Source organism: Rickettsiella endosymbiont of Litargus connexus (assembly GCF_964277335.1).
Classification (GTDB): domain Bacteria; phylum Pseudomonadota; class Gammaproteobacteria; order Diplorickettsiales; family Diplorickettsiaceae; genus Aquirickettsiella; species Aquirickettsiella isopodorum.
On sequence record NZ_OZ195516.1, the window covers coordinates 790,253 to 802,773 of the forward strand.

7 protein-coding genes, 2 tRNA genes and 2 rRNA genes are annotated in these 12,521 nt (G+C 42.6%); 1 reads left to right on the forward strand and 10 read right to left on the reverse strand.

The window, feature by feature from the left end; translation table 11 throughout:
- Positions 1–10: 10 nt before the first annotated feature.
- The 4 genes from ACICP9_RS03570 to ACICP9_RS03585 form a co-directional block, all read right to left on the reverse strand.
- Positions 11–3,226, reverse strand: a 23S ribosomal RNA gene (locus ACICP9_RS03570).
- Between the two features lie 497 nt (positions 3,227–3,723).
- Positions 3,724–3,799: transfer RNA gene (locus ACICP9_RS03575), tRNA-Ala, on the reverse strand.
- 182 nt (positions 3,800–3,981) lie between these two features.
- Positions 3,982–4,058, reverse strand: a tRNA-Ile gene (locus ACICP9_RS03580).
- Positions 4,059–4,303: 245 nt separating this feature from the next.
- A 16S ribosomal RNA gene (locus tag ACICP9_RS03585) occupies positions 4,304–5,864 on the reverse strand.
- The 16S and 23S rRNA genes sit together here with 2 tRNA genes alongside, the layout of an rRNA operon.
- A 543-nt stretch (positions 5,865–6,407) precedes the next feature.
- Here ACICP9_RS03585 and ACICP9_RS03590 point away from each other — a divergent pair.
- Positions 6,408–7,565 carry a hypothetical protein gene (locus tag ACICP9_RS03590; protein WP_395496853.1) on the forward strand — a complete coding sequence of 386 codons (1,158 nt, stop codon included), beginning with the start codon at positions 6,408–6,410 and terminating at the stop codon, positions 7,563–7,565.
- Here ACICP9_RS03590 and rnhB read toward each other — a convergent pair.
- The 6 genes from rnhB to ACICP9_RS03620 form a co-directional block, all read right to left on the reverse strand.
- Positions 7,554–8,153: a ribonuclease HII gene (gene rnhB / locus ACICP9_RS03595; protein WP_245756761.1), complete on the reverse strand. Its 600-nt coding sequence runs from the start codon at positions 8,151–8,153 to the stop codon at positions 7,554–7,556. The genes ACICP9_RS03590 and rnhB overlap by 12 nt on opposite strands.
- A 148-nt stretch (positions 8,154–8,301) precedes the next feature.
- Positions 8,302–9,477 (reverse strand): lipid-A-disaccharide synthase, encoded by a 1,176-nt coding sequence (gene lpxB / locus ACICP9_RS03600; protein ID WP_395496855.1) that lies wholly within the window; start codon positions 9,475–9,477, stop codon positions 8,302–8,304.
- Positions 9,461–10,234: an acyl-ACP--UDP-N-acetylglucosamine O-acyltransferase gene (lpxA, locus tag ACICP9_RS03605; protein ID WP_071661845.1), complete on the reverse strand. Its 774-nt coding sequence runs from the start codon at positions 10,232–10,234 to the stop codon at positions 9,461–9,463. Before lpxA ends, lpxB begins: the two co-directional genes overlap by 17 nt.
- Positions 10,235–10,236: 2 nt before the next feature.
- Positions 10,237–10,680: a 3-hydroxyacyl-ACP dehydratase FabZ gene (gene fabZ / locus ACICP9_RS03610; protein ID WP_071661844.1), complete on the reverse strand. Its 444-nt coding sequence runs from the start codon at positions 10,678–10,680 to the stop codon at positions 10,237–10,239.
- 241 nt (positions 10,681–10,921) lie between these two features.
- Entirely contained in the window at positions 10,922–11,962 is a 1,041-nt protein-coding gene (gene lpxD, locus ACICP9_RS03615; RefSeq protein WP_395496857.1) for a UDP-3-O-(3-hydroxymyristoyl)glucosamine N-acyltransferase, read from the reverse strand.
- A gap of 38 nt (positions 11,963–12,000) precedes the next feature.
- Positions 12,001–12,510 (reverse strand): OmpH family outer membrane protein, encoded by a 510-nt coding sequence (locus ACICP9_RS03620; RefSeq protein WP_071661842.1) that lies wholly within the window; start codon positions 12,508–12,510, stop codon positions 12,001–12,003.
- Between the last annotated feature and the right edge of the window lie 11 nt (positions 12,511–12,521).

The following is a 12,521-nucleotide window of genomic DNA, read 5'->3' on the forward strand; positions in this document are numbered from 1 at the left end:
GTTGGATTCTCAAATCAAGCCACACGGTCAATTAGTATGGGTTAGCTCAATACATTGCTGCACTTACACACCCCACCTATCTACGTCGTCGTCTTCAACGGACCTTTAGGAGGAATAAATCCTCGGGAGATCTTATCTTGAGGGAGGCTTCCCGCTTAGATGCTTTCAGCGGTTATCCTGTCGGTACGTAGCTACCCGGCTATGCTTCTGGCGAAACAACCGGACCACCAGCGGTACCTCCACGCCGGTCCTCTCGTACTAGGCGTAGCTCCTCTCAAATCTCCAGCGCCCACGGCAGATAGGGACCGAACTGTCTCACGACGTTCTGAACCCAGCTCGCGTACCACTTTAAATGGCGAACAGCCATACCCTTGGGACCTGCTTCAGCCCCAGGATGTGATGAGCCGACATCGAGGTGCCAAACACCGCCGTCGATATGAACTCTTGGGCGGTATCAGCCTGTTATCCCCGGCGTACCTTTTATTCGTTAAGCGATGGCCCTTCCATTCGGAACCACCGGATCACTATGACCTGCTTTCGCACCTGCTCGACGTGTTTGTCTCGCAGTCAAGCACCCTTGTGCCATTACACGCAATGCGCGATGTCCGACCGCGCTGAGGGTACCTTCGTGCTCCTCCGTTACTCTTTAGGAGGAGACCGCCCCAGTCAAACTACCCACCATACACTGTCCCCAAACCCGTTCAGGGTCCTAGGTTAGAACTTCAACTTTAACAGGGTGGTATTTCACCGGTCGGCTCCACGAATTCTAACGAACTCGCTTCAACGCCTCCCACCTATTCTACACAGTTAAATTCAAAGTCCAGTGTAAAGCTGTAGTAAAGGTGCACGGGGTCTTTCCGTCTTGCCGCGGGTACGCTGCATCTTCACAGCGATTTCAATTTCACTGAGCCTTGGGTGGAGACAGTGTGGCTGTCGTTACGCCATTCGTGCAGGTCGGAACTTACCCGACAAGGAATTTCGCTACCTTAGGACCGTTATAGTTACGGCCGCCGTTTACCGGGGCTTCGATCCGCAGCTTCACCTGCGCTGACATGACTTTTGACTTTTCTCTTCGAATTATTCTTCTCTCTAATTCATTGTCAAAAGCCATCTCAGCGCAAGTTAACCACTTCAATTAACCTTCCGGCACCGGGCAGGCGTCACACCCTATACTTCCTCTTTCGAGTTCGCAGAGTGCTGTGTTTTTGGTAAACAGTCGCAACCACCTGATTATTTCAACCTCCCTCAGCTTTTGGGGTAAACCCAATCACCAAAAAAGGTGCACCTTCTCCCGAAGTTACGGTGCCAATTTGCCTAGTTCCTTCACCCAAGTTATCTCATCGCCTTAGTATTCTCTACCTGTCCACCTGTGTCGGTTTGCGGTACGGTTCCTATAGACCTGAAGTTTAGAGAGTTTTCCTGGAAGCAGGGCATCAATTACTTCGTCATTAACCGAGGTTAACAACTCGTCATCACGTCTCGAGATTAACGAAACTCCGGATTTTCCTAGAGCTTCTCTCTACTCGCTTAAACCGGAACTACCAGTCTCCGGCTAACCTAGCCTTCTTCGTCCTCCCATCACAGTCTATAAAAGTACAGGAATTTTAACCTGTTTCCCATCGACTACGCGTTTCCGCCTTGCCTTAGGGGCCGACTCACCCTGCGTCGATTACCGTTGCGCAGGAATCCTGGGACTTTCGGCGTGCGGGGTTTTCACCCGCATTATCGTTACTCATGTCAGCATTCGCACTTCGGATACCTCCAGCAACCCTTACAGGTCACCTTCAACGGCTTACCGAACGCTCCTCTACCACATCATCGGTCAAAAACCAATGACATTCACTGCTTCAGTATTAGGTTTGAGCCCCGTTCATTCTTCCGCGCAGACCGATTCGACCAGTGAGCTATTACGCTTTCTTTAAAGGATGGCTGCTTCTAAGCCAACCTCCTGGCTGTTTAAACCTTTCCACTACGTTTCACACTTAACCTAACTTTTGGGACTTTAGCAGGTGATCTGGGTTGTTTCCCTTTTCACGACGGACGTTAGCACCCGCCGTGTGTCTCCCGTGCATCACGAACTAGGTATTCGAAGTTTGCATCGGCTCAGTAAGTCGGGATGACCCCCTTACCGAAACAGTGCTCTACCCCCTAGTCGTTAACACGAGGCGCTACCTCAATAGCTTTCGAGGAGAACCAGCTATCTCCGAGCTTGTTTAGCCTTTCACTCCTAGCCACACCTCATCCCCATCTTTTGCAACAGATGTGGGTTCGGGCCTCCACTTAGTGTTACCCAAGCTTCACCCTGGACATGGCTAGCTCGCTCGGTTTCGGGTCGACTCCTAGCGACTCAACGCCCTATTCAGACTCGGTTTCCCTTCGCCTACCCTATTCGGTTAAGCTTGCCACTAAAAGTCACTCGCTGACCCATTATACAAAAGGTACGCAGTCACTCCGCACTTTAATTACTCTGTGTACTATCTAAAATATACTTTTCGCACTTGAATTTTTTTCTGCGTTACCGCTCAATTCGCAATCTTAATGTATGGTTAATACACTCCGGTTACTCATTTTCACGGCGCCTTGTCAAAAATCCCATTGCTGCGAGTACTACTTCTAATAGTCTTCTTTATTTTTCAGTTTCATATTTCTATTCACTGGTCTACAAAGTAATTTAAGTGCGGAGCTCCTACTGCTTGTACGCAGACGGTTTCAGGTTCTATTTCACTCCCCTCACCGGGGTTCTTTTCGCCTTTCCCTCACGGTACTGGTTCACTATCGGTCAGTCGAGAGTATTTAGCCTTGGAGGATGGTCCCCCCATCTTCAAACAGGATTTCTCGTGTCCCGCCCTACTTGGTTTCACGCTTAGTCTCATTAACAGATTTTCGCCGACGGGGCTTTCACCCTCTATGGCAGGCCTTTCCAGACCTTTTGGCTAACCTATTAACTAGCTCGTGAAGGCTCTTCCACGTTCGCTCGCCGCTACTTGCAGAATCTCATTTGATTTCTTTTCCTCGAGGTACTTAGATGTTTCAGTTCCCTCGGTTCGCTTTGTCAACCTATGAATTCAGTTAACAATGACCTATCTAAAATAGATCGGGTTTCCCCATTCAGATATCTCCGGATCAAAGCTTGTTTGCCAGCTCCCCGAAGCTTTTCGCAGGCTTCCACGTCTTTCTTCGCCTTCGACTGCCAAGGCATCCACCTTCTGCGCTTATTTACTTGATTTGAGAACCCAACTCGTTACTCTTATCGGTGAACAATCTTCGTCTTTTAATTTATTTCTTCGTTGGACTTACTTTTCGAATGATCATGTACCTTACAGTACACTCCCTTCTCTAAGCACGCCCGCCTCGAACTAAATTAAAATACTTGATTTTCTAGATCAGCTTTTATTTCACTTTTTTAAGAGCAACATAAAAGCTTCTCGCCAACTTAAGTGTAAAGCTTGCAAGCTTTGACTCGTTGGATTCCTCTCTTTCTGGTTCTTTCGCTGAATGCAACATACCCTGAAATTGTTTTACAACAATTTCATTATTTCATTCTTGGAAGATCATAAAAAAATTTTACTTCTTTTATATCTTCGCGCCTTCTTACAGATTTCTGTTTTGTTAATGAACTTCTCTATAGCCGCCAAAGACGACTATGATCTCCTTTTACCTTCCTGGCTTCTTATTTTTTTCCTTCTCTTCCTTATATTCTTTCAATTCTTTTCGGGCCTGTATTGGTGGAGCCAGTCGGGATCGAACCGACGACCCTCGGCTTGCAAAGCCGATGCTCTCCCAGCTGAGCTATGGCCCCTTAATACGTAGGACCTTCGTCTTTTGTTTAATTTCTTCGTTGCGCTTGCTTATCGAATGCTCATGTACTTTCCAGTACACTCCGCTTCTCAAAGCTCGCCCGCCTTGAACTCAAACAAAATACTCGGCCTTTTAGTTCTGTACCCAAGACTACCTTTGCCCTTTTTTAATTTAGTCTTAAGCTGGTGGGTCTGGGTGGACTTGAACCACCGACCCCACGCTTATCAAGCGTGTGCTCTAACCAACTGAGCTACAGACCCTCAATCTTTTTAAGGCCTTCGTCTTTTGTTTTATTTCTTCGTTGGACTTGCTTTTCGAATGCTCATGTACTTTCCAGTACACTCTGCTTCTCAAAGCACGTCCGCCTTGAACCAAATCAAAATACTCGGCCCACTAATTCGGTTTTATGTCTATTCTGTTTATTTGAGAATCCGAAGATTCATCTAGTAAGAGTAAGCAATGTGTGTGGGCGCTTAGGCGTTTAGGGTTTATTATCTTATTTTCATAAGGAGGTGATCCAGCCGCAGGTTCCCCTACGGCTACCTTGTTACGACTTCACCCCAGTCATGAATCTTACCGTGGTCGGCGATCCCCTCTTGCGAGGTTAATCTACCGCCTTCTGGTAGAACCCACTCCCATGGTGTGACGGGCGGTGTGTACAAGGCCCGAGAACGTATTCACCGCGACTTGCTGATTCGCGATTACTAGCGATTCCAACTTCATGGAGTCGAGTTGCAGACTCCAATCCGGACTACGAGACGTTTTAAAGGATTGGCTCCCCCTCGCGGGTTGGCTTCCCTCTGTACGACCCATTGTAGCACGTGTGTAGCCCTACCCATAAAGGCCATGATGACTTGACGTCGTCCCCACCTTCCTCCGGTTTATCACCGGCAGTCTCCCTTAAGTTCCCAGCATAACCTGTTGGCAATAAAGGATAAGGGTTGCGCTCGTTACGGGACTTAACCCAACATCTCACGACACGAGCTGACGACAGCCATGCAGCACCTGTCTCTTGGTTCCTTTCGGCACAAAGGCATCTCTGCCTTCTCCCAAGGATGTCAAGGGTAGGTAAGGTTCTTCGGGTTGCATCGAATTAAACCACATGCTCCACCGCTTGTGCGGGCCCCCGTCAATTCCTTTGAGTTTTAACCTTGCGGCCGTACTCCCCAGGCGGAGAACTTAACGCGTTAGCTTCGCTACGTCATGCAGAGATTGCTCCCTACACATCACAGCCAGTTCTCATCGTTTACTGCGTGGACTACCAGGGTATCTAATCCTGTTTGCTCCCCACGCCTTCGCGCCTCAGTGTCAGTTAAGATCCAGGTTGTCGCCTTCGCCACTGATGTTCTTTCCGATATCTACGCATTTCACCGCTACACCGGAAATTCCACAACCCTCTATCTCACTCGAGTTAATCCGTTTTCGACGCAATTCCCAGGTTAAGCCCGGGGATTTCACATCAAACCTAATTAACCACCTACACGCCCTTTACGCCCAGTCATTCTGATTAACGCTTGCACCCTCTGTATTACCGCGGCTGCTGGCACAGAGTTAGCCGGTGCTTATTCTGCGGGTACCGTCATAACAGTTGCGTATTCAACAACTGCCTTTCTTCCCCACCTAAAGTGCTTTACAACCCGAAGGCCTTCTTCACACACGCGGCATCGCTGGATCAGGGTTGCCCCCATTGTCCAAGATTCCCCACTGCTGCCTCCCGTAGGAGTCTGGGCCGTGTCTCAGTCCCAGTGTGGCTGGTCATCCTCTCAGACCAGCTACGGATCGTCGCCTTGGTAGGCTTTTACCCCACCAACTAGCTAATCCGACGTAGGCTCACCCCAGAGCGCAAGGCCTTTCGGTCCCCTGCTTTTGATCTCTCGATATCATGCGGTATTAGCCCGAGTTTCCTCGGGTTATCCCACGCTCCAGGACAGATTCCTACGCGTTACTCACCCGTCCGCCACTCGCCACCCATAAAGACCGAAATCTTTACTGTGCTGCCGTTCGACTTGCATGTGTTAGGCATGCCGCCAGCGTTCAATCTGAGCCAGGATCAAACTCTTCACTTTTTTGTTTAATCCCGTCTCACTCAAATTATGATCTCTCACAATCTCAGCGCTCGGTTTGCTAATACTTATAACTACCAAAATTGCTTCTAATAGCCCTCATATCAGCTCTTGCCAAGCGCCCACACACTTTGCTTACTGCTTTAATTTGTTAATGAACTTCTTTAAGATTTTCTTTGGCGCTTCTTAGCTTTTTATTCTAAGTACTTCCTAAGTTTCTCTTCTCTCCCTCAAGCCAAAAACTCAAGAGCCCGCGAATTCTACCTCATACATCTTTTCTGTCAAGCACTAAAAATTTTTAAATATTTTTCTAGAAAAATTAAGTACTCTGAAATAAATTAATTGTTTAAGTTAATTTATCTTTTTTATCAAAGTAGACTAGGTCTAGTATACCATTAATTGGTAAAGAAATTAACCATATAACACTAATTTTTCTGTTTATTCCTACGTAACTTTAGAAACTATATAGATAATACATGATGGTGATAAACATAAATATAAAGTATAATTTTTTTACTATAAATAATTAAGTAATGGGTTTGTTAAATGCCAAACAGTCTGATTTCAACCTATTCCATCCAAGAAACTTATCAGATACTCGAAAAAACATTTAGCATTAACCATTCATACAGTTTTTATCGATCAGAATTCATTTCACCAGAAACCACTACGGATGAATTATTAAGGCATATCAACACCAAACTACAGCAAGAGAATACCTTAGTACAACAACTTACTTCCGAAGTCATTCAAGGGTTAATTAATCCAAACTATCAAAACAAAGCAAGCGAGCTTGTTACAAAAATTAATCTTGAGAGTAAATCATCCTTAACACCTAATCAGATTAAAAAGCAACTGAGTGAATTTATAGATTTCAGTAAACTGACTTATTTTATTTTTATACCTAAACTGTCTTCCTGGAAACTGACACTTCATACACGCATTTTAGAGAAATTTACGTCAATCACTAAACTAAAGTTTAATATTTTTTTAGATAATTTAGGTCATTTTTTGGAATCGACATTAGATGAAAATTCGGATTTAGTGAAAATAACTGAAACACTGATAAACAATTACTTTCCTAATGTCGCTAATGCCAGCTATCCCTTTTTAGCCAACGCATTTTTAAAACTTAATGGCACCCACTGCGGGGAGTTAAAAAAAGCGTTGCTCAATAACGATATTCCTATGCTACAGGAGAAACTAAATACGTATCATAAAAATATGGCCAAAAAAAGATTAATTGAAATAAACAATAGAACTGTATCAGATAGGGATGATTATCTATCCTGTGAAGATGACGAAGAAGATAAATTTTTTGACGCTGAAGAATTTATAAATTATCCCAATAGCTGTCATAACGATCAATCATCCACTTATGAAAATAAAGACCCCGTCAATGAAAATCTAAGCAATAATCCCATAAAGAAAAGTCTAATGGAAAAAATTATTAACTGGTTTAGGGCACTGATACAGCATATACGCAATACCTGGTTTAGTAACAAATTAAATAACTCCGTCACAGAGACTAACCATCTTACTATCCCTGAAAATACTGTTTCTTTTTTAGCAACAACCTCTAAAAATAACAACCCCCTAAGAACAAAGGTTAGTTCTAGCCCTTATCCTTTGTACCAAAGCACTAAAAAAAATAGGGAGTATCATCATCTGGCTCAAAACAAGAAATATAGCTTAAACCATTAGCTCATATTGTCGAACAGGTGCAAATGAGCGCCGATGGATAGGGCTGGGACCTAATTTTTTTAAAGCCTGTAAATGTTGCTGGGTGGTATAACCTTTATGTTGTGCTAAACCATAACCTGGATATTCGGCATCTAACAATACCATACTGGCATCACGATGAACCTTCGCTAAAATAGAGGCTGCACTAATGACGGCAATTTTTTCATCGCCTTTAATAATGGCTTTGGTTGGATAATTTAGCTTAGGACAATATTTCCCATCGACTAAGACTAAGCTCGGTATTAATGCTAATGCACACACAGCACGTTGCATAGCCAACAAACTGGCTTGAAAAATATTTAAGCGATCAATTTCTTCCACTTCAGCACGACCAACCGCCCAGGCTTTTGCTTCTTCTTGAATTTTTTTCGCAAGATACTCACGTTTTTGTGCGGTTAATTGTTTCGAGTCTGCTAAACCCGCAATGGATTTTTTGCTATTCAAAATAACCGCGGCCGCAAACACTGGACCGGCTAAAGGGCCACGTCCTGCTTCGTCAACACCTGCTATACTCTTCGCACTTGAATTTTTTTCTGTGTTGTCGCTCAATTTGCAATCCTCATGTATATTAATACACTCCGGTTGCTCATTTTTACGACGCCTTGCCAAAAATCCAATTTCTGAGAGTATATCAATTGCTTTTCCATGATGACAGAAGCTTATTAAAAAAAATTAAATCACATCTAGAAAAACTATTTTAATTAGACGCGCGTACGTGCGTATTTAAAATTTTTAATATTGCATCCACTGCTTGTTTACTTGCGTGACAACGTAACTGTTGATGGAGCACTAAAAATTCTTTTTCTAGTTTACTCACAATATCTGGATTGTTCAAATAATAAAAAACTGCTTGTGATAAATTATCAACGTTAGCTTTTTTTTGAATAAATTCCGGAACCAATAATTTCTTAGCTAATAAATTAGGTAAAGCAATATAATCCACTTTAATTAAAAGCTTTGCCATCCAATAGGATAATCTACTCATTCTATAAGCAACAACCATCGGTTTTTTTAATAGCATCGCTTCTAAGGTTGCTGTGCCAGAGGCTAACAATACCACATTCGCTGCAGCCATTACTTGACGAGATTGAGCGCGTATAATGCGGAAAGGAAGAGTCGGTGTTATTTGCTTAGCCAATTTAATAAATTGTTGCTCCCTTTCTTCATTCACGGCAGCCAAAACGAAAACAAGCTTAGAATTTTGCTGATAACAACGCATGGCTGTCTGAAGAAATAATGTGCCCAAATAATTAATTTCATTACGACGACTGCCAGGCAGTATCGCAACGATGGGTGAAGATTCGGATAAGCCCAAATTTTTACGGGCAACTAAACTATCGATAGTTAATGGGATTTCATCTGCACTAGGATGGCCAACAAATTGCACAGGAATTCGATGTTGCTGATAAAAATATTTTTCAAAAGGAAAAAGGCATAGCATTAAATTAACTGCTTTGGCAATTTTTTTTAAACGCCCGCGACGCCACGCCCAAACACTGGGACTAACATAATGTATGGTACGTATCCCCTGTTTTTTCAAATTTTTTTCTAAATCTAGATTGAATTCGGGGGCATCAACACCAATAAATACGTCAGGAGGTTGGTTTATAAAATATTCAGTCATTTCTCGACGGCAACGCAGCAGCTGCGGCAACTGTTTAAAGATCTCACCTATACCCATAACAGATAAGCGTTCCATAGGATATAAAGAGTATGCGCCCTCTTGCTGCAGAGCTGGACCTGCAATTCCTGAAACACTAAATGGAATTTGTCTACGTTTTAATTCTTTGCAAAGATCGGCAGCCAACAAATCACCTGACGTCTCGCCGACTACGATACCAATACGAATAGGAAGTTTAACGAATGATGCCACGTTCAGAATTTTTAAGTGCTGCTGCCATTAATCTTACCTGAGGAGAATTGAGCTCTAGAGGTTTTAATTCCTCTAAGGCTTGTTCCACGGTTAAATTTTTACGAAAAATGAGTTTATAAGCACAACGTAAGCTACTAATCGCTTCATCGGTGAAACCATTTCTTCTTAAACCTTCTTTATTAAGACCACAAGCACGGGCCTCATGCCCACCTTCTACCAAAATATAAGGCAAAACATTTTGTCGCACCATGCTTGAAGCAGCAATAAAACTATGATCACCAATATGACAAAATTGATGCACCGCACTATAGGCACCTAAAATAGCATAGTTTCCGATGGTAACATGACCTGCTAAAGCCACGTTATTGACAAAAATAGCATGATCGCCAATGACACAATCATGTGCAATATGAGAACCCACCATAAAAAGATTGTGGTGTCCAATTTTAGTTAAACTTTTATCTTGGGCAGTGCCACGATTTATCGTGCAATATTCGCGAATAACATTATGATCGCCTATTTCTAGATAGGTTTTTTCTCCTCGATATTTTTTATCTTGAGGATCATCGCCGATCGAAGAAAAAGAATAAATTTTGTTATGTGCGCCTAAACGTGTAGGGCCCTTCAATACAACATGGGAACCAATGATAGTACCAGAACCTATCTCTACCTCAGGTCCAATAATACTCCAAGGTCCAACAGTCACATCAAGACTTAGCTTTGCAGCAGGATCAATAATAGCGAGCGCATGTATCATAGTTAGCATTTTCTCCCAGCACCCATGAGCGTTGCTTCACAAGCCAGCTCACTGTCTACTTTTGCTGTGACTTTGCATTTCCAAACATTCCCTTTTACCTTGATGACTTCAGCTTCTATTAATAACTGGTCTCCCGGCACGACAGGTCGTTTAAAACGGGCGTCATCAATACCCGCAAAAAGATATAAAAAACCTTCTTTATTTGCTCTATTCGCATGCAAAGCAAGAATACCTGTCGCTTGCGCCATCGTTTCTAAAATAAGTACGCCGGGCATAATAGGATTACCGGGGAAATGGCCTAAAAAATAAGGTTCGTTAACAGTTACATTTTTTATAGCCACTATCGATTTACCAGGAATTATTGAAATGACTTTGTCGATCATTAAAATAGGATAACGCTGGGGCAAATAAGTTAGTATTTCTTGGATATCCATAACATCACTCATAAATTTCTTACCTACTATTTTTTCTATTACAGGACCTTCATCTTTTGTTTTATTCTTCGTTGGATAATTATTTCGGGTATTCAGGTACTTCCCACTGCACTCGGTTCCTCAATAAGTATCCATATTGAGCTAAAAAAATACTTGGTCTTCTCAATAGCATATACTCCACACTTGAATTTTTGTTATGTTGCGATTTGCTAAAAACCCACGCTGTATGCTTTTCTTTTTTATTGCTATTTTTTTAATCACTAACGATCGATTTCTTATCCAATAATGCTTCGGTTTTTCGCAATCTTTTAGCCAATTGATCCAGTTGGCGAAACCTGGCGCTATTTTTTTGCCATTCTCGGTGTGGTTGAGCCGAATGCGTAGAAGAATACACTCCAGAATTATAAATAGACTGCACCACACTCGACATGCCTGTAATATAAACATTATCTACAATTTCTATATGCCCGTTGATACAAACCCCTCCGCCAATCATACAATTTTTTCCAATATGCGTACTTCCAGCTATCCCAGTACATCCTGCAATAGCCGTATTTTCACCAATTTGAACGTTATGACCTATCTGTATTTGGTTATCTAATTTCACACCATTACCAATGAGGGTGTCATCCAACGCACCCCGATCGATACTGACATTAGCGCCGATTTCGACATCATGACCTATTTGTACTTTTCCTAATTGAGGAATCTTAATCCATTTATTATTTTCTTTGGCTAAACCAAAACCATCACTGCCTATGACTGTACCATTATGAATAATCACCCGTTCGCCTATTCGCGTATCCGCACACACACTGACATGCGACGCTAAACGTGTATGGGCACCGATGACCACATTTTCGCCAATCACACACGCAGTTCCTATCACTACACCTTCATCTAAACACGTGTTGGCTCCTATCACAACGTAAGGACCGATGCTCACGCTAGGATGAATACGAGAATTTTCACCAATGATGGCCGTTGCATGAATTTCGCGAACGTCTTGCGAGGTTCGTTCAAATAACTTAGCTACTTTAGCAAAAGCAAGATAAGGATCGGCAACCACTAAAGCATTACTTGGCGCATGTTTTAAACATTCTTCACGTAGAATAACCGCTGAGGCTTGTGTTGCCGCTAGATATTTTAGATAACGTTTATTATCTAAAAAGGAAATTTGTCCCGGTTGTGCCCTTTGCAACGACATAATACCGCTGACGGAACAATCTGGATCGCCTTTCAGATTAGCATCAATTAAATGGGCAATTTCTTGTAATGAATGTTGACGCTGCATATCCAACTCTACGCTTTATAAAAAACTTTTTAGCGCTTTTAAGCTCTTTTTAAAGCATCTAAAACTTGTTGCGTAATATCAAGATCATTTTTAGCATATAAGGTACTACCTTTTTGTATGACTAAATCATAACCGGATTGCACCGCTACTTTACTAACCACGCCGTCTAATTGCTGACTAAAACTGTGTAATGATTCGCTTTGTTTTTTAGATAAATCACTTTGAAAAGAGGCGATCATCGATTTGACTTTATTCTGATCGGTCATAAGCTTATTTTCTAAAATATTCCGTTCGTCAGCTTTCATGACTGCTGCATTTTTTTGCAAATTGCTTGCTTCTTTCTGTAGCTCGTTCTGCGCTTTAACGATACTATCTTGCCGACCTTTAAATTGGCGGGTTAGTGCTTCGTTAATTTTGGCAATTTGTGGAGCCTTTTGTAATACCGCTTGCATATCAACGACTGCTAATTTTACTTCAGCTGCTTGAGCCGATATAGCCAACAGACTCGTCATTAACGCCACGATAGATACTAAGTAAACTTTGTTCATTATCAGCTCCT

Excerpts from the sequence above, each read along its gene's own strand:
- ACICP9_RS03590 (WP_395496853.1), top strand. The coding sequence starts at position 6,408 with ATGCCAAACAGTCTGATTTCAACCTATTCCATCCAAGAAACTTATCAG.
- lpxA (WP_071661845.1), bottom strand. The coding sequence starts at position 10,234 with ATGATACATGCGCTCGCTATTATTGATCCTGCTGCAAAGCTAAGTCTT.
- fabZ (WP_071661844.1), bottom strand. The coding sequence starts at position 10,680 with ATGAGTGATGTTATGGATATCCAAGAAATACTAACTTATTTGCCCCAG.
- lpxD (WP_395496857.1), bottom strand. The coding sequence starts at position 11,962 with ATGCAGCGTCAACATTCATTACAAGAAATTGCCCATTTAATTGATGCT.
- ACICP9_RS03620 (WP_071661842.1), bottom strand. The coding sequence starts at position 12,510 with ATGAACAAAGTTTACTTAGTATCTATCGTGGCGTTAATGACGAGTCTG.